Origin of the sequence: Ulvibacter sp. MAR_2010_11 (assembly GCF_002813135.1) — a bacterium.
Classification (GTDB): domain Bacteria; phylum Bacteroidota; class Bacteroidia; order Flavobacteriales; family Flavobacteriaceae; genus Altibacter.
The window spans coordinates 2,359,205-2,376,397 of record NZ_PHTY01000001.1 but is presented as its reverse complement, the minus strand read 5'-3'; the positions used below and the strand labels follow the sequence as shown (position 1 = coordinate 2,376,397).

Genomic DNA, 17,193 nt, shown 5'->3' with positions numbered 1-17,193 from the left:
ATTAGTCGCTTGAATGTGACGTTCGCTTCCTATATGTAAACCATGCTGTCCCCAGAATCATAGCTAATAATAAGAGACTGCTCGCCAAGCTTATGGTACTTCCTGTTGTAACTACTTGTGGCTCAAATTTAAATTCAATTTTCGAATTTCCTGAAGGAACTCGAATTGCACGTAGCACATAATTGGCTCGAATATATTGAGCTGGCTTGCCGTTAATATAAGCGTTCCATCCGTGGGGGTAATACACTTCTGAAAAAACAGCAAGTTGCGGTGAAGTTGTCGCCGCTTCATACACCAAATGATTTGGTTGATGACTTACGAGTTCGATAGTGGCAGTAGAATCCCTCACAATCTTGTCTAAAGGCACTTCCGAAAGAAAATCCTTGAGAATTATTGCCGTTTCTTTGGTATTTAAGCTGTCCAGCAGTCTAATTTCTTCGTCTGCATTTTCGGCTAACATTACATTTTCAACAAACCAGGCACTTCCGTTAGCGTACGGATTACGCTGTGCCACCGCTCCTCCATTCTTAGCCTGCGTAATGATATACCGGACATTCATCATATTCAGAATTCCAATATCACCTTTGTTCAAATAAAAATCGTCTAAATCCTGAATCCTTCCCGGTTTTGCCGCATGGTAACCCCCTAATGCATTGTGGTAATAGCTTGCGCGACCACTGTTAAAAGGATTGGTAGTAGCATCGTATACTCTAAAGTACCCATCGTCTTCCAAAATTTGGACGTCGGCGCCATTTTTCTCAAAAGGTGCTTCCACCTGTCTGGCCGAAACAAAATTTTCATTATTCACATACCTTCTGTCTACGCCAACAAGATCGATTACTATTAGAATTGCCAACAAAGTTACCGTTGCGGTTTCCTTCAGCTTGGCTTTCAGAAAAAGCCACAAACTAGTAGCGGCAAGCAATACAAATACCAGAGATCTAATGGTGTCGGACGTCATAAGAGACATTCTGTCTTCACGCATGGCTTCAACAAACGGTAAGCCTAAGTCTTCCAAAAAATAGGTGTCGTAGGGACTGGCAAAATCGAATAAGCTCGACTTAAACAATAAAAATACCAACGCAGCCCCGCCGGCTATTCCGGTTGCGAACAACAATGCCTTCTTTTTCCGTTCTTGCTTTTCAAATCCATTAAAAAATTGATGTAATCCCACTACAGCCAGTATTGGCAGCACTAACTCTATGATTACCTGAATAGAAGAAACCGCCCTGAATTTGCTGTAAAGCGGAATATTATCGATAAAAAATTCGGTTAAAAAACTAAAGTTCTTACCCCAGGAGAGGAATAAACTCAATAAAAAAGCTGCTATAATCCACCATTTCAGCCTGCCTTTTACTAAAAAGAGAGCTAATAAGGCAAGAAAAATAACCACTGCGCCAATATAGGCGGGAGCAGCAACAATAGGCTGTTCTCCCCAGTAAACCGGCACCTGATTTAAAACTTGATTGGCATCCTGCTGCGATGCGCCCATGCGGAGCAATACTTCAACCGTTTCCGAATTTTCAGGAAGAGGGTCACCGGAACCACCTCCCATAAAATTGGGAATAAACAGATTGAGACTTTCCAGTTTACCGTAACTGTATTCAGTTATATAATCGTAATTAAGTCCGGAAGAAGCCAATTTCGGAGTGCCATCGGGGTTGATTGTTAACTCGCTCTTTCCACGCGTAGAAGTATCTGCATATTCTTTTGTGGCAAGAATATTTGTGGCGTTAAGCCCAACTGCGATCACGGCACCAATGGCCATCACACCAACTGCCTTGCCAAAGTGTGCCAGTTTTTTCTTTTTAACGGCATCTATTAGATAGGCAATTCCAATAATTATGACCAACAACAAAAGATAATAAGTCATTTGAAAGTGATTGGTCACCAGCTCCAGTGCCAACGCAATAGTTGTGAGGATGAACCCGTAGGCATATTTCCCCCGAAAGGTGAGGAATATTCCGCTTAATACGAGCGGCATATAAGCAATGGCGTGTGCCTTTGCATTATGGCCTACTCCAAGAATTATAATAAGGTAAGTTGAAAAACCAAATGCCAAAGCACCTAAAAAGGCCAGTTTGTAGTCGACTTTCAGCACTAAGAAAAGTATATAAATTCCCATGAAATACAGGAAGAGATAGTCTGCCGGTCTTGGCAAGAACCGTAATGCAAGGTCTAATTTCTTGATATAATTGTGCGGATATTTTGCACCCAGTTGATAGGTGGGCATTCCTCCAAACGCACTATTTGTCCAATATGTTTCCTGACCCGTAACTTCCCGAAAATCGTTTTGCTGCTTCGCCATTCCCGTATATTGTACAATATCGCTTTGAAATAGCTGCTTTCCCTGTAATACGGGACTAAAATAAGCTAACGAAGCAATGACAAAGAGAAAAAGTATTACAATATGTGGTAAGAAATCCTTTAAAAACCGTTGCATAGATTGTGTATGTGATATGAAGTTTGAAAATTAATCAATTTCTTCGTAATCCACATACTCACCAACGGTAGACTTACTTTTTGTTTTTGAAGAAGGCGTTTTATCGATGGAAATACTGCCTTCCTTTTCCTTTTTTGGAGGCTGGAAGGGGTTATTTCCGAAGGCTTGCTCAAATTTCTGGCCGGCTTTCTTTGCGATATACCGCATAACATAAGGAGTTAGCAGTTTTACAAGAAACTTTAATCCGAAGTATACCAGAAGGATGATTAAAATCGTTTTTAAAAAAGTCATCATAGTGGGTTGTAATCTTTTTCAAAAGTAAGGATTGATGCAGAAAAAGACGAAAATCAACTATTAAATAAATGATAAAATCTTATATCTTTGAACTAAACCGAAAATACTATGCACACCCGAAACATTTTATTTCTTTTTCTTCTTATTCCTTTTTTAAATGTTTCGGCTCAATACACCGAAGAACTCAATTCTAATCGCCCGGGTGCTTCATTAGGAGCGTTTTCGGTTGGAAAAAAAGTACTTCAGTTTGAATCCGGATTAAGTATTGGGAAAGAAAAACATAGGTTATTACAAACTGAAACGAATGCTTTTATATTCGATTACAGCGTGAGATACGGTGTTTGGAAAGAAGAACTGGAAGTAAGCCTAATGGGCGAATATCAATCTAACACCAATACTTTTTTACAATTTAACCCTTCGGAAGAGCGAAAAGTAAGCAATTTTAGAAGCAATACGCTTGGCGCCAAATATCTGGTATACGACCCCTACCGCAAAATGGTACTGGAAGGTCCTAACTTATACAGCTGGAAGGCCAATAATAAAATGCAGTGGAAAGACCTTATTCCTGCAGTTTCGGTCTATGCAGGTGCTAATTTTGATTTTACTGAAAATCCGGTTGATAAACTTACTAATCCGTATTCCACCTCAGAGGACGGTTCGTCTATAAGTCCGAAGTTCGTACTTTCCACTCAGAATAATTGGATTGGCGGATTTGTATTTGTGACCAATATTATAGTAGACCGAATTACTACCGACGAACCCGTATATTCCTATATTTTAACACTTACTCATACGCCAACCGATTGGTTTTCAATTTTTGTAGAAAATCAAGGAATCAAAAGCGACTTTTATGCAGATCAGTTGTTTCGTGGAGGGGCAGCGGTATTAATTACTGAAAACTTTCAAGTGGATGGATCGGTAATCATCAATTTTAAGGATACCCCTTCCCGTTTTTATGCACGTGTAGGAGCTTCCTATCGCTTCGATATGCACGACACAGACGAATATGTAGAAGAAAAAGGGAAATCGGGTCGTAAGAACAAAAAAGCAAATAAAGAGAAGCGAAAAAAAGACAAAAAAAGCAAACGTAAAGATGGTGTTGAAGATGATGGTGGTGATGGAGGAACCGATGGTGGAGACGGCGGACTTTAGCGAAAGTGATATATGATAAAAGTACTACAAGTAACCAACAAAAAAGACTTAAAGCAGTTTGTAACCTTTCCGTTTCAACTGTATAAAAACTGTAAATACTGGGTTCCTCCGCTAATTAAAGACGAAATGGAAACCCTGGACAGTACAAAAAATCCTGTTTTTAAAAACGCAGAAGCCGCTTACTATCTTGCCTATATGGGCAGAAAAATTGTTGGAAGGATCGCGGTGATTGTGAATCATCTGGAAGTAGAAGAAATTGGAAAGAAGAAGGTGCGCTTCGGGTGGTTGGATATGATTGATGATCTTGAGGTTACTAAAGCCTTGATGGAGAAAGTTTATGAAAAAGGCCGAGCCAATAATCTTGAATATGCTGAAGGCCCTGTAGGTTTTTCCAATATGGAAAAAGCCGGTATTCTCACCAAGGGGTTCGAGGAGTTAAACACCATGATTACATGGTACCATCATCCGTATTATGCAAAACATATGGAGGAATTGGGCTTTCAAAAACAAGCGACCTGGGTTGAATATTCACTGCAAATTCCAGAAACTGCTTACGAAAAAGTGCAGAAGTTTTCAAGAATTATCAGAGAGCGCTACGAACTTACGGTCATTAGATTCAAAAATAAAAAGGAAATACTACCCTACGTGGATGCCATGTTTGGCTTGTTGAACAAAACCTATAATACCCTGCAGACATTTGTGCCGGTTCAGCAATACCAGATTGATTATTACAAGGAAAAATATTTCAGCTTTATTCATCCCGATTATATTACCTGTATCAAAGATAAAACAGGGAAACTAATCGCCTTTTCGGTGGTGATGCCTTCCTTTTCTGAAGCGCTAAAAAAAGCCAATGGTAAGTTGATGCCTACAGGATGGTATCATATTTTACAGGCTCAGAAGAAAAACGACAAAGCTGCCTTCTACCTTATTGGAATTGACCCTGAATATCAAGGCAAAGGGGTGACGGCAATCATTTTCGAAGAAATGCAGCATCTTTTCAATGCCAAAGGAATTAAAACGGTAGAAACCAACCCCGAATTGATTGAAAATACTGCCGTACAACTACTTTGGAAAGATTACAATCCTGTACAACACAAAGAACGCAGTACCTATAGAATAGACCTCTAATAGAGTTTTTATACAATAATTAGTTTGTTTTTGGGTTTAATACTCTGTTAACCCCAAATTAAACCGTTTATGAAGACCCCTATTAAATTATTTCTATGCCTATTGGTAATTGCCGCTTTCTCATTTACTACCCCTACTACTACTTCAAAAAAAGAAACTGTTGTCGTGATCGATTTATCACACGGCGGTGATGATTTCGGCGTGCAGGTGGATGGCATTTCTGAAAAAGATGTCGTGCAGCAGATTGGCTATAAAATAGCTGAAGCGAATTCAGATAAAGGCATAAAAATTCATTTTACAAGAACTCACGACACCGAAATGTCGCTTTCGGAACGGGTAAATTTTATCAACTCACTAAAACCCGACGTGGTGCTTTCGTTGCATATCAATTCAAGTGAAAATCCTGAACATTCGGGTGTTGAAATTTATGTTGCTGAAACATCACAAAAATCGAAAGAGCTCGCAGACAAACTGAGTTTGAAATTTATTGCAACCGATAATTTTAATGAGGCCAAGGTGAAAAAAGCAAACTTTTATTTATTGAAAAATACTAAAGTGCCTGCAATGACTGTCGAATTGGGTTTCTTAAGTAACGAAAGAAATAGAAATGATTTGGTAAATACCGAGCAACAAACGGAAATTGCCAAAACCATTCTGGAATTTGTTTCAGATTTATAACACTCTAAATTTTACAAAAAAAAAGAGGCTGTTTTAAACAGCCTCTTTTTTTATATGTTCAACTTTTTATTCGCCCATGGCTGCGGCAACTGCTGCCGAAAGACGTTTATAAGTTCCATTTTCAAGGCGTTCACGAATTGCCGAAAAAGCAACTAATGTTTCTTCAATATCCTCCATCGTATGCGATGCCGTAGGAATCATACGTAAAAGTATCAAGCCTTTTGGGATCACCGGATAAACCACAATAGAACAGAAAATTCCATGATTTTCTCGTAAGTCCTTTACCAATGCCATAGCCTCAGGAATACTTCCTTTTAAATATACCGGAGTTACACAACTTTGTGTGGTGCCAATATCGAAACCACGTTTTTTCAATCCGTTTTGCAACGCATTCACATTATCCCAAAGCTTTTCCTTAAGCTCGGGCATGGTGCGTAGCATATCCAATCGCTTCAATGCGCCTTCAACCAACTGCATTTGCAATGATTTGGCAAACATTTGAGAACGTAGGTTGTATTTTAGATAATTCATAATTTCCTCATCGCCGGCGATAAAGGCTCCCGTACTTGCCATTGACTTCGCAAAAGTGGCAAAATACACGTCTATATCATCCTGAATGCCTTGCTCCTCACCTGCTCCTGCTCCCGTTTTTCCAAGGGTTCCAAAGCCGTGGGCATCGTCCACAAACAATCTGAATTTGAATTTTTTCTTCAGTTCAACGATTTCCTTCAACTTTCCCTGCTCTCCTCGCATTCCGAAAACTCCTTCAGAAATTAAAAGAATTCCTCCTCCTGTTTTTTCAGCAACCTTTTCGGCACGACGTAAGTTCTTTTCAATACTTTCCATGTCGTTGTGCTTATACGTAAAACGCTGACCTAGATGTAGACGCACTCCGTCGATTATACAGGCATGCGCATCTACGTCATACACTATTACATCGTCTTTGGAAACCAAAGCATCTATGGTTGAAACCATCCCTTGATATCCAAAATTCAGCAAATAAGAGGCCTCTTTATTAACAAAGGCTGCTAATTCGCGCTGTAGTTGTTCGTGAAGATCTGTATGACCACTCATCATTCGAGCACCCATTGGGTATGCCGAACCGTATTTGGCACCTGCCTCGGCATCTGCCTTTCGCACCTCCGGGTGATTTGCCAAACCAAGGTAGTCGTTAATACTCCAGGTGATCACCTCTTTGCCCTTAAATTTCATACGGTTAGAGATAGGTCCTTCCAGTTTGGGGAAGACAAAATAGCCTTCTGCTTGTTCAGCCCATTTCCCTAGAGGCCCTTTATCTTTGTATATTTTATCGAATAAATCTCTCATAAATACAGCGTGTTTCTTTGTCTGGGGCAAAAATACTTAAATTTAATATGATAACATATTTATTTTTTTTCAGATTGTAGAAATAAAAAAGCCGCTGCTAATAGCAACGGCTTCCAGTATATTGATACTCAATATTATTTGATATATTCTATTGAAATACTGTGTTCTGATTCGGCATCAAAAAATCCTTGCTGACTCATCCACTTATCACTGAATACTTTACTCATATATCGTGAACCGTGGTCCGGGAAAATAACAACTACCTTACTTTCGGGCGTAAACTCACCTTCTTCTTCTAATTGCTTTAAGCCTTGCATAGCAGCACCACTGGTATAACCTACAAAAAGACCTTCTTTTTTCGCCAATTCGCGTGCTGTATGAGCACTGGTTTCATCGGTTACTTTTATAAATTTATCGATCATATCGAAATCGGTTGCGGTAGGAATTAAATTCTTTCCTAAACCTTCAATACGATACGGATAGATTTCATTTGCATCAAACTCTCTCGTTTCATGGTATTTTTGAAGCACAGACCCAAATGCGTCAATGCCTATTACTCTTATATTGGGGTTTTGCTCTTTTAAGAATCGTGCTGTCCCCGAAATTGTTCCTCCTGTTCCGCTACAAGCAACAAGATGTGTGATTTCACCATTTGTCTGCTTCCAGATTTCCGGTCCGGTGGTATTGTAGTGTGCATCCATATTCAGTTCATTAAAATACTGATTGATATACACAGAACCTTTTATTTCGCTGTGAAGTCTCTTAGCAACCTCATAATAGGATCGTGGGTCGTCTGCGCTAACATGAGCAGGACAAACATACACCTTCGCTCCCATTGTTTTCAGCATGTCAATTTTATCGTTTGAAGACTTAGAGCTCACCGCCAAAATACACTCATACCCTTTAATGATACTCACCATAGCAATACTAAATCCTGTATTTCCACTGGTAGTTTCAATAATGGTATCACCGGGTTTTAGAATGCCTTTTTTCTCGGCTTCTTCAATAATATACAGTGCGATACGATCTTTGGTAGAATGCCCCGGATTGAATGCTTCAACTTTGGCGAAATAATTGCCTTTCATTTTTGAAGTAATGTTGCTGAGCTTAATTAGCGGTGTGTTACCTATAAGTTCCAGCACATTAGCATGGGCTTGAATTCCTTGTTTCATAAAGGGAGTTTTTTTGTAAAACCTAAGCGATCTTCTTAAATTTAAAAACCGTACAAAGGTACACTAAAATTTTTAATTACTCTTTTATTCCTTCCAAATCGAGTAAAAACGCATAGTCCATCGCCACTTCCTTTAAGGCTTCAAAGCGTCCTGAAGCCCCCCCATGTCCAGCGTCCATATTGGTATGAAAGTAAATTACATTATCACCTTTTTTTAATGCTCTTAATTTCGCGACCCATTTGGCCGGCTCCCAATACTGTACCTGCGAGTCGTGGTATCCGGTTGTTACAAACAGATTGGGGTATACTTTTTCGGTCACATTATCATAAGGCGAATACGATTTCATATAATTGTAATAAACAACTTCATTCGGGTTCCCCCATTCGTCATACTCTCCGGTGGTTAGAGGAATACTATCATCCAACATAGTAGTAACTACGTCAACAAATGGTACCGAGGCAATTACTCCGTTGTAAATCTCCGGCGCCATATTAATAACAGCCCCCATTAGTAGTCCTCCGGCCGACCCTCCCGACGCATATAAATGTTCTTTGGAAGTATAGCCATCGGATATTAAAAATTTGGAAGCCGCGATAAAATCGGTAAAGGTGTTCTGCTTTTTAAGCAATTTACCGTCCTCATACCATTGTCGACCCAAATATTCACTCCCGCGAATATGGGCAATGGCAAAAATAAACCCTCGATCTATCAAACTTAAACGAGAAGAGGAAAAATAAGGATCGATAGTTACTCCATAAGAGCCGTAACCGTAAAGCAATAAGGGGTTTTTACCGTTCTTCTTAACTCCTTTTCTGTAAACGATAGAAATTGGAATTTTTGTACCATCCTCGGCGGTTGCCCAAACTCGTTCCGACTGGTAGTTATTCTTATCGAATTTTCCTCCCAGCACCTCAACCTCTTTCATTATCGTTTTCTCACGAGTGTCCATGTTAAAATCGATTACCGAAGCCGGGGTCGTCAACGAATTATACCCAAACCGCAGTACCTTCGAGTTAAACTCCGGATTCTGCGTGGTATAAGCCGTATAGGTTTCATTGTCGAAGGGTAAATAATAATCTTCCTTCCCGTCCCAACGAATAATACGTAGCTTATTTAAACCGTTATTACGCTCACTCACCACTAAAAATTCCTTGAAAATATCTATGTCTTCCATTAAAACATCGCCTCGATGCGGGATTACATCTTCCCAATTCTCTTGTGTGGTATTTTTCTCGGAAGTCTTCATCAACTTAAAATTGGTAGCATCATCCTTATTGGTAAGCACATAAAAACTATCCCCCATATGAGAAATTCCATATTCCAGCCCTCTTTCCCTGGGTTGAAAAATTTTAAAGTTTCCGGAAGGGTTATTTGCTTCGAGAATCTGAAACTCGGATGTAAGCGTACTGAAGCATCCTATCACCAAATATTTATCCGATTTGGTTTTGTATACATAGGTATTAAAGGTTTCGTCTTCTTCAGTAAAAATTAATACGTCTTTCGCAGTATCAGTTCCTCGTAAATGCCTAAATATTTGATTTGAGCGCAATGTTTGCTCATCCTTTCGAGTGTAAAATAAGGTTTTGTTGTCGTTTGCCCAGGTAGAGCTTCCGGTTGTAAGCTCGATTGCCTGAGGCTGGATTTTTCCTGTTTCGAGGTTTTTTATATAGATGGTATATTTTCTTCGGCTCACTGTATCTACACCAAAAGCTGCCCATTTGTTGTCCGGACTCACATTCACACTAGTCAAATTGTAAAAGGAATGACCTTCGGCCATTTCATTTACATTAAAGAGAATTTCTTCAACAGCGTCTAATGTTTCTTTTTTTCGGGTATATACGGGGTAATCCTTTCCTGTTTCAAAACGGGTAATATAATAGTACCCATTGTAGAAATAAGGGACCGATTCATCATCTTCTTTAATCCTGCTCTTCATTTCTTCAAAAAGATCCTCCTTGAATTTTTTGGTATGCGCGGTCATTTTTTCGTAGTAATCGTTTTCGCGCTCCAGATAATCAATCACTTCCGGCTCATCTTTCTGATTCATCCAATAGTAGTTGTCAACGCGCACATCACCATGGATTTCAAGATTTTTTGCGACTTTATCTGCCTTAGGAGGAGTGATATTCATTCCGGTATTGGAGGTTTCTTTAGTGTTACACGAAGCGGCAAAAATAAGCGAAGCTATGCAAATAACCCGTAAATTTTTCATAAAGGATGGCTGAAATGTTTCTATGCAAAGTAGTAAATTTGCTTCTAATAAAAAACAAAAAACTATGTTTGGAGATTTAATGGGAATGATGGGCAAACTAAAAGAAACCCAAAAGAAAGTTGAAGAGACAAAAAAACGATTGGATACGGTATTAATCGATGCACAAAGTAGCGACGGGCTTGTAAAAGTTACTTTAACAGCTAATAGGACTTTTAAAAAGATTGCTATAGACGATGTGTTGTTGAAAGACAAGGAACAACTGGAAGATTACCTAATCCTTACCCTAAACAAGGCAATTGAAAAAGCTACGAATGTTCATGAAACCGAAATAGCTGCTGTTGCAAAGGAAGGAATGCCAAATATTCCTGGAATGGATTTGTTTAAATAAAGCTTTTTATCATTCGAAATCCCGCTACATAGACACTTCACATTCCTAAGATTTTGGTTTTCGATAAGTTGCATTCTATAATAGGTTAAAAACAGTATTTGCCGTAAAATGAACTCCTTATAAACTTTATGGACTAATTTTTTTTTGCGATATTGTAAACTCGTGATTACAAGTCTAACTCTTAAATGAAAAAACATGTTTGAATTAAAGAAAAGCAAGGATAAATTCCACTTTGTCCTAAAAGCAGGAAACGGTCAGGTAATACTTTCCAGTCAAATGTATGCCACCAAAGCGTCTGCTATGAACGGAATTGAGTCTGTGAAGAAAAATTGTGGAGACGAAAAATGTATTGAAAGAAAAACCGCTAAAAACGGAAAAGTTCACTTTAATATAAAATCTACCAACGGACAAATCATTGGAAGCAGCCAGATGTACGCCAGCGACGCCGGAATGAAAAACGGTATCGCTTCGGTAGCTAAAAATGCTCCGGGAGCACAGGTAAAAGAGGTATAATATATAGTACTTTCAAAATTAAAAAAACCTCCACTTCGGAGGTTTTTTTATTCAATAAGAATCCAATATCGTCAACAATTTTCGATGCATGGCATCGGTATAATCCAAATGGGTAACAATTCGAAGTTTCCCTTGTCCCATACTACTAATACGAACGTTTAATTGTTGTAAATCGTCCAGGAATTTCTTTTCCGAAATACGTGAAGAAAGGTAAAATATCACAATATTGGTTTCGGTGGGTTCCACACGCTCTACATACGTTTGTTTAGCCAGCACTGAAGCAATTTCCAAAGCTTTTTTATGGTCCTCCTCTAGGCGCTCAATATGATGATCCAGCGCGTAAATCCCTGCTGCTGCCATAAACCCAATTTGTCGCATTCCTCCTCCCAATACCTTCCGAACCCGGATGGCGTTTTTCATAATTTCCTTTTTACCAACCAATACTGTTCCCATGGGTACTCCAAGACCTTTACTTAGACAAATCGAAATGGTGTCGAACAACCTCCCATAAATTTTCGGGTCTTCCTTTTTTGCTACAATGGCATTGAAAATCCTGGCACCGTCCAAATGCAAACCGAGGCTATGAGCATCACAAACCTCTCGAATCTTCTTAATTTCTTCAAGATCATAGCATGCGCCTCCTCCTTTGTTTGTTGTGTTTTCCAGACAGACCAAGGACGTTAACGGACTGTGATAAAAATCGGGCGGGTTGATATTCTCTTCCACTTGCCGGGCGGTAATCATCCCCCGATTTCCGTCCACTAATTTACAGGAAACGCCACTGTTAAATGATACTCCCCCGCCTTCGTAATTATAAACGTGGGCCCATTTATCACATATTAACTGTTCTCCCGGCTGGGTGTGCATTTTTATGGCCGCCTGATTTGCCATACTTCCTGTGGGAAAGTACAAGGCGTCCTCCATGCCAAACAATTCAGCAAGGCGACGTTCCAGTTCGTTTACAGTGGGGTCTTCTTTATACACATCGTCACCGGTTTCGGCCTGCATAATAGCCTGCATCATAGCAGGAGTAGGCCTGGTAACAGTGTCACTTCGTAGGTCGATAATCATAGGTGAATTTTATTGTCTTCTGAATTTCGACTCCATCTCGCCGATAACATCATCCAGCATACCATCTAATTCAACCACCTTTAAGGTTGAATTATAGTCGTAATGAATATTCAGATTTTTAGCTTCGTTTGTTAAATCGAAAGTGTGATACGTTTGTCCGAAAGTATCATGCGACGTTGTAAACTGAAACTGTCGATAACACGGATATGCATTAGTACGAAGCGTTGGACCATCACTGGCAACTGCAGTTTCGTAGTTTTTTACTTCGCCCATCCGCAATTCATCTTCATGAGTTTCAAAAAAGGTATGTACAGAAGTATCGGGCAATTCTAGCGAATAATACATCCCGCAGTTGTCAATTTTCTTAATCATGGGTTTTCCTTCATCCATCCAAAAAACATATACGGCATAATAGGTCTCTTTAGAAGTACACATGCTTCCATCCTCCAACTTAAACATTTCAATGGTTCCATTGCAATATCTTTTCGTTACAAACCAACTGTTTATGTCTCTGCCCTTTAGGCTGGTAACAAATTCGGCAGTTGTAAGATCTACGTAAGCCAGATCATGCTGACCCTCACAAATTGTACAAAAAGCGAGGGCGATAATTGTCATTATTTGTTTCATAGATTTCTATTAAGATTTTATACTAAAACACTGAAAACTTCCTATAGGGCTTCCGTCCGGAATAGCCGGTGCAGCTATTACTTCAAACTCTAATGGATCTTCTCTAAAAGTAGTAATTTCCCGCAATAATTGCTTGCTAAAATTATCCTTCTTTTTAGAAAGTAATGATTCCAGATGATCGATGGTGGTGTTTGCAATTCCCTTTGTCTGCGGAATGGCTTTTTTACTCAATACCAACCGAATTATATATTGTAGCGTCTCAAACTGAACGGCATGTTGCACTTCTTTTTCATAATCTGAAGCCACCGAAGCTTCAAAGGTTGTCTCAATTAATTGTTCCAGAACCTCTTCCAGTCCGATATTTTGAGCATCTACCGCTTTTTGTTGTACCAGTCTGTTGGCTCTTTCCGGATGCAGCAGCAATTCCAAAGTCATTTCACCGGCCGTAGCAGCAGCTCCCAATGCATCAAAAGCCACTCCCATATTACTTTTAAAAGATTCTCTGGAACGTGAATAACTATACGCTCGTGGAGGAAACAATTTTAATTTATCTTCCGGAATTGCCAGGGACTTTGCCTCCAATGTCTTTAGTACTGCTCGTAATGCGGCGGTTTGCTGTTGCTTCGGAAGGGTTTGCACAACAGTTCCGGGATTGCCTTTGGTGGCGTAATTGTAGTTCAAACCTCCAATAAGCTTGACGGCTGCTTCCGTTTGAAACCGATGGTAAAAATACAAGGGTACAAATACATCCTCCAAAACCGAATAAGGTTCGCCTTTTCGAATATTATCTTCCGAAAAATTAGCAATTGCCTTTTCCCGAAGCTGCAACAAGGCTTCCAACTCTTCCGAAGCATTTTTGCCGTTGTCCCAAAGATGGGCATTAACGTGAGCTCCATCCTGTGCTCTGGCATCGCTGTCTGAAATAAATTGCATTCCGTTTGCAAAGGCTGTTTCCAAAATTGCATTGAGGGCTGTTTTCTCATCTGCCGCAGCGGGCAAATCTGAATAACTGTACGCAACTGTCACCTTGTCCCACTCGCCTATTCCTGTAGCATATGCGCTACTAAAATCTACTTCTCCGTTTCTCAAAGTGAGGGTTGGATGCGGATAATCCATCACGCTGGCTCTGCTAGTAGTACTTGCGGCAAAGTTGTGTGCAAATCCCAGGGTGTGTCCAACTTCATGTGCCGAAAGTTGTCGTATTCGAGCCAAAGCCATTGACAGCATTTGGTCATGATTGTCGTCTCTTTCTGCAAAGGGTTTGTTCATTAGGGCCTGAGCAATCATAAAATCCTGACGAATTCGCAGACTTCCCAAACTCACATGCCCTTTAATAATTTCACCGGTGCGCGGATCGTTGATGGTAGAACCGTAGCTCCAACCACGAGTAGATCGATGTACCCACTGAATTAAATTGTAACGCACATCCATTGGATCTGCATCTTCCGGCAGCAATTTCACCTGAAACGCATTTGTATATCCAATGGCTTCAAACGCCTCGTTCCACCAACGCGCTCCTTCCAAAAGTGCGGAACGAACAGGTTCGGGAGTTCCGGGATCCAGATAATAGATTATAGGTTCGACCGCCTCACTTTTTGCAAGTGCCGGGTTTTTCTTTTCCAAATGGTGGCGTGTTATAAAACGTTTGGTAATAGGCTCCCAGATTGGCGTGCTGTAGTCCATGTACGTCATGGGATACGACCCGCATCGCGAATCGAAAGCACGAGGTTTGTAGTTGTTTTTTGGCAATTCCACAAAACTGTGGTGCTGAATCACAGAAACCGAATTGGCATTAGGTGCCACAGTTGGTAAATTAGGCCCGGTGGACTCTCCTACAAAGGTGAGCATGGCTTCAAACTCCACATTCTTTGGAAAAGCCTTGGTGCGTTCCATCCATAATGCGTTGCGATCTTTATCCAATTTGTAAGTACCCTCTTTTCCTTTTTTAAGATTTTCGGCAATGCCGTGTGCATCAAGCAGTAAAAAAGGAGTGAGATCTATTATATGAGTTTTTCCTTTCGTCTCTTTAATTTCGAAACCGAATAAGACCGACTGTGCAAAGGCTTCGGTGATGGATTTTTTTTCAAGTTGGTTATCGGTATTGGCCCGATATTGCATGTTTGGCTGTATAAGCAGCAATTTGTTCCCGGCCTTGACAAATTTTACAAGTTCTCCCCCACCCAATTGTCCGCGATCCAGACCAATATCATTGGAACCCAAGCCGGTGCGTAACGAATGCACGTATAAAAATTCTTCATCTAAGGTATCGACTTCAAGGAAAATAGATCCTTCGGCTTCGGCGTAGTGAAAATTAAAAAACCCTTCAAATTTTTGCAGGTTCTTCTTTTTTTCCAAAAATTGTGCGGTTACGGTGGTTATTCCGAAGAAAACTACTAGAATAAATGTAACATACCTCATAATCAATCCATTTCGTTAGTAATTCTTCAATTAACGCGAACCTATCGAGTTTGCGGTAAGAACTACTTTACAGTTAGCTAGGGCTAAAACTATAAAATTCGACGCAGCTTTTTAAAAATTTAGCTAAAATAATGCGATTAGCATTTCCATTTCTTCCCGCCTGAACGTAGAGTACTGTACACCCAGGTTGATTCGTTTTCTTGGGACAAGACAAATGCGAAGCATTCATGAATTCAGAAAAGTAATATTAAGGCATAAATGAAGAAAATGAATGAAATAAAAAAATAAATAAGATTTTTACATTGTACAAGTATGCGCTACTTTTACACCAATAAGTTCAATAAAATTCTACCCGCTTTTGCGGGCAATAAATATGATAACACAAGATCAGATTAGAGATCTTAGAGATCGCCAGGATGCGTTAAGGAGGTATCTTTGACGTTGCCGGTAAACGTATTGAAATAACCAACGACGAAGAGAAAACCTTCGATCCCAATTTTTGGAACAATCCGCAGGAAGCCGAAGCCTTCATGAAGGTTCTTCGGAATAAAAAAAAGTGGGTAACCGACTATGAAACGGCTGTCACACTCACTGACGACGCCGAAATTCTATTCGATTTTTTTAAGGAAGGGGAAGGAACTGCCGAAGCTGTAGAAGCACGTTTTGCTGAAGCACTGGAAACCACCGAAGCTTTGGAGTTCCGTAACATGTTAAGCGAGGAAGGAGACGACCTGAGTGCGGTGTTGCAAATCACTGCCGGCGCAGGCGGCACTGAAAGCTGCGATTGGGCACAGATGCTTATGCGCATGTACCTTATGTGGGCCGAAAAGAACGGTTATAAAGTAAAGGAACTCAACTTTCAGGCCGGTGATGTGGCAGGAGTGAAAACCGTCACCCTCGAAATTGAAGGCGAATATGCCTTTGGATGGTTGAAAAGTGAAAACGGCGTACATCGTTTGGTACGTATCTCTCCCTTTGATAGTAACGCCAAGCGACATACCAGTTTTGCGAGTGTCTATGTTTATCCATTGGCCGATGATAGCATTGAGATAGAAATAAGCCCCAATGACATTTCCTGGGATTTTGCCCGCAGTAGCGGCGCCGGGGGACAAAATGTAAACAAAGTGGAGACCAAGGCAATTTTGACGCACAAACCTTCGGGAATTGTAATTCACAATTCGGAAACCCGTTCCCAGTTAGATAACCGAGAAAAAGCCATGCAAATGTTGAAATCGCAGTTGTACGAAATAGAATTGCGGAAGCAGCAGGCGCAGCGAGCAGAAATAGAGAATAGCAAGATGGCGATAGAATGGGGATCTCAAATTCGAAATTATGTATTGCATCCATACAAATTGGTAAAAGACGTGCGTACCGGCTACGAAACCGGTAATACCGAAGCCATGCTGGACGGATATATTGATGAATTTCTAAAGGCGTATTTGATGATGACAGGGCAGAAAGCGAAGAGTGATGAGTTGTAAAACGATTGTAGATTTACGATCGTAGATTTACGATTTGGGATTTGGGATTTGGGATTTGGGATTTCGGATTTACGAATTACGATTTACGATTTACGATTTAAAAAATTTATACCTTTTTCGCGTTTCGCTATTCCCCGTTCACTGCTCACGACTCAACAAAACCCCTAAATGTTTTGGAGAATAAAAAAATTAGTCTAGCTTTGCCCCTCAATAAACAAACATGAATTTTAATCAATTACATCATCATCATTTTCATACTTGCTCTCAGGCGAGGTGTTGATGATATG

Annotated in this window: 14 protein-coding genes; 6 read left to right on the top strand and 8 right to left on the bottom strand. The window is 40.1% G+C overall.

What is annotated here, in order from left to right:
* Position 1: 1 nt before the first annotated feature.
* Both ATE92_RS10885 and ATE92_RS10880 read right to left on the bottom strand, forming a co-directional pair.
* Entirely contained in the window at positions 2-2,443 is a 2,442-nt protein-coding gene (locus ATE92_RS10885) for a YfhO family protein (protein ID WP_100803738.1), read from the bottom strand.
* 30 nt (positions 2,444-2,473) lie between these two features.
* Entirely contained in the window at positions 2,474-2,737 is a 264-nt protein-coding gene (locus ATE92_RS10880) for a DUF4834 family protein (RefSeq protein ID WP_369819710.1), read from the bottom strand.
* Between the two features lie 108 nt (positions 2,738-2,845).
* Here ATE92_RS10880 and ATE92_RS10875 point away from each other — a divergent pair, with 108 nt between their 5' ends.
* From ATE92_RS10875 to ATE92_RS10865, 3 genes are all read left to right on the top strand, one after another.
* A complete protein-coding gene (locus ATE92_RS10875; RefSeq protein ID WP_100803736.1) occupies positions 2,846-3,889 on the top strand; it encodes a transporter in 1,044 nt (347 codons plus the stop codon).
* A 12-nt stretch (positions 3,890-3,901) separates the two neighbouring features.
* Positions 3,902-5,020, top strand: a complete 1,119-nt coding sequence (locus ATE92_RS10870) for a GTP cyclohydrolase (RefSeq protein WP_100803735.1) — start codon at positions 3,902-3,904, stop codon at positions 5,018-5,020.
* A 69-nt stretch (positions 5,021-5,089) separates the two neighbouring features.
* Positions 5,090-5,698, top strand: a complete 609-nt coding sequence (locus tag ATE92_RS10865; RefSeq protein WP_100803734.1) for an N-acetylmuramoyl-L-alanine amidase — start codon at positions 5,090-5,092, stop codon at positions 5,696-5,698.
* A 66-nt stretch (positions 5,699-5,764) separates the two neighbouring features.
* Here the strand turns inward: ATE92_RS10865 and ATE92_RS10860 are convergent, their stop codons facing one another.
* The 3 genes from ATE92_RS10860 to ATE92_RS10850 all read right to left on the bottom strand — a co-directional run bounded on the left by ATE92_RS10860 (position 5,765) and on the right by ATE92_RS10850 (position 10,408).
* Positions 5,765-7,024 carry an aminotransferase class I/II-fold pyridoxal phosphate-dependent enzyme gene (locus tag ATE92_RS10860; protein ID WP_100803733.1) on the bottom strand — a complete coding sequence of 420 codons (1,260 nt, stop codon included), beginning with the start codon at positions 7,022-7,024 and terminating at the stop codon, positions 5,765-5,767.
* Between the two features lie 134 nt (positions 7,025-7,158).
* Complete coding sequence (locus ATE92_RS10855) at positions 7,159-8,196, bottom strand: PLP-dependent cysteine synthase family protein (protein WP_100803732.1); 1,038 nt, start codon at positions 8,194-8,196, stop codon at positions 7,159-7,161.
* A 76-nt stretch (positions 8,197-8,272) separates the two neighbouring features.
* Positions 8,273-10,408 carry a S9 family peptidase gene (locus ATE92_RS10850; RefSeq protein WP_100803731.1) on the bottom strand — a complete coding sequence of 712 codons (2,136 nt, stop codon included), beginning with the start codon at positions 10,406-10,408 and terminating at the stop codon, positions 8,273-8,275.
* Between the two features lie 64 nt (positions 10,409-10,472).
* On the opposite strand from ATE92_RS10850, the gene ATE92_RS10845 reads away from it, so the two are divergent.
* Both ATE92_RS10845 and ATE92_RS10840 read left to right on the top strand, forming a co-directional pair.
* On the top strand, positions 10,473-10,796 hold the full coding sequence (locus ATE92_RS10845) for a YbaB/EbfC family nucleoid-associated protein (RefSeq protein ID WP_100804418.1): 324 nt from the start codon (positions 10,473-10,475) through the stop codon (positions 10,794-10,796).
* Between the two features lie 195 nt (positions 10,797-10,991).
* Positions 10,992-11,309 carry a YegP family protein gene (locus ATE92_RS10840; protein ID WP_100803730.1) on the top strand — a complete coding sequence of 106 codons (318 nt, stop codon included), beginning with the start codon at positions 10,992-10,994 and terminating at the stop codon, positions 11,307-11,309.
* Positions 11,310-11,360: 51 nt separating this feature from the next.
* Here the strand turns inward: ATE92_RS10840 and ATE92_RS10835 are convergent, their stop codons facing one another.
* Genes ATE92_RS10835 through ATE92_RS10825 form a run of 3 tightly spaced genes read right to left on the bottom strand, consistent with a single transcriptional unit; the run spans position 11,361 to position 15,425 of the window.
* On the bottom strand, positions 11,361-12,380 hold the full coding sequence (locus ATE92_RS10835) for a low specificity L-threonine aldolase (protein WP_100803729.1): 1,020 nt from the start codon (positions 12,378-12,380) through the stop codon (positions 11,361-11,363).
* 9 nt (positions 12,381-12,389) lie between these two features.
* Positions 12,390-13,007: a hypothetical protein gene (locus ATE92_RS10830; protein ID WP_100803728.1), complete on the bottom strand. Its 618-nt coding sequence runs from the start codon at positions 13,005-13,007 to the stop codon at positions 12,390-12,392.
* A 9-nt stretch (positions 13,008-13,016) separates the two neighbouring features.
* Positions 13,017-15,425, bottom strand: coding sequence for a zinc-dependent metalloprotease (locus tag ATE92_RS10825; protein ID WP_100803727.1), 2,409 nt, complete (start codon positions 15,423-15,425; stop codon positions 13,017-13,019).
* 373 nt (positions 15,426-15,798) lie between these two features.
* On the opposite strand from ATE92_RS10825, the gene prfB reads away from it, so the two are divergent.
* Positions 15,799-16,906, top strand: a protein-coding gene (gene prfB / locus ATE92_RS10820; protein ID WP_157809621.1) for a peptide chain release factor 2 whose coding sequence is annotated in 2 segments (ribosomal slippage) — positions 15,799-15,861 and positions 15,863-16,906 — 1,107 coding nt in all. Because the reading frame shifts where the segments join, the coding sequence is not laid out codon by codon here.
* Positions 16,907-17,193 lie beyond the last annotated feature (287 nt).

What these genes read in the sequence shown, in the direction of transcription:
- ATE92_RS10885 (WP_100803738.1), bottom strand. Translation starts at nt 2,443, where the DNA reads ATGCAACGGTTTTTAAAGGATTTCTTACCACATATTGTAATACTTTTT.
- ATE92_RS10880 (WP_369819710.1), bottom strand. Translation starts at nt 2,737, where the DNA reads ATGATGACTTTTTTAAAAACGATTTTAATCATCCTTCTGGTATACTTC.
- ATE92_RS10875 (WP_100803736.1), top strand. Translation starts at nt 2,846, where the DNA reads ATGCACACCCGAAACATTTTATTTCTTTTTCTTCTTATTCCTTTTTTA.
- ATE92_RS10870 (WP_100803735.1), top strand. Translation starts at nt 3,902, where the DNA reads ATGATAAAAGTACTACAAGTAACCAACAAAAAAGACTTAAAGCAGTTT.
- ATE92_RS10865 (WP_100803734.1), top strand. Translation starts at nt 5,090, where the DNA reads ATGAAGACCCCTATTAAATTATTTCTATGCCTATTGGTAATTGCCGCT.
- ATE92_RS10860 (WP_100803733.1), bottom strand. Translation starts at nt 7,024, where the DNA reads ATGAGAGATTTATTCGATAAAATATACAAAGATAAAGGGCCTCTAGGG.
- ATE92_RS10855 (WP_100803732.1), bottom strand. Translation starts at nt 8,196, where the DNA reads ATGAAACAAGGAATTCAAGCCCATGCTAATGTGCTGGAACTTATAGGT.
- ATE92_RS10850 (WP_100803731.1), bottom strand. Translation starts at nt 10,408, where the DNA reads ATGAAAAATTTACGGGTTATTTGCATAGCTTCGCTTATTTTTGCCGCT.
- ATE92_RS10845 (WP_100804418.1), top strand. Translation starts at nt 10,473, where the DNA reads ATGTTTGGAGATTTAATGGGAATGATGGGCAAACTAAAAGAAACCCAA.
- ATE92_RS10840 (WP_100803730.1), top strand. Translation starts at nt 10,992, where the DNA reads ATGTTTGAATTAAAGAAAAGCAAGGATAAATTCCACTTTGTCCTAAAA.
- ATE92_RS10835 (WP_100803729.1), bottom strand. Translation starts at nt 12,380, where the DNA reads ATGATTATCGACCTACGAAGTGACACTGTTACCAGGCCTACTCCTGCT.
- ATE92_RS10830 (WP_100803728.1), bottom strand. Translation starts at nt 13,007, where the DNA reads ATGAAACAAATAATGACAATTATCGCCCTCGCTTTTTGTACAATTTGT.
- ATE92_RS10825 (WP_100803727.1), bottom strand. Translation starts at nt 15,425, where the DNA reads ATGAGGTATGTTACATTTATTCTAGTAGTTTTCTTCGGAATAACCACC.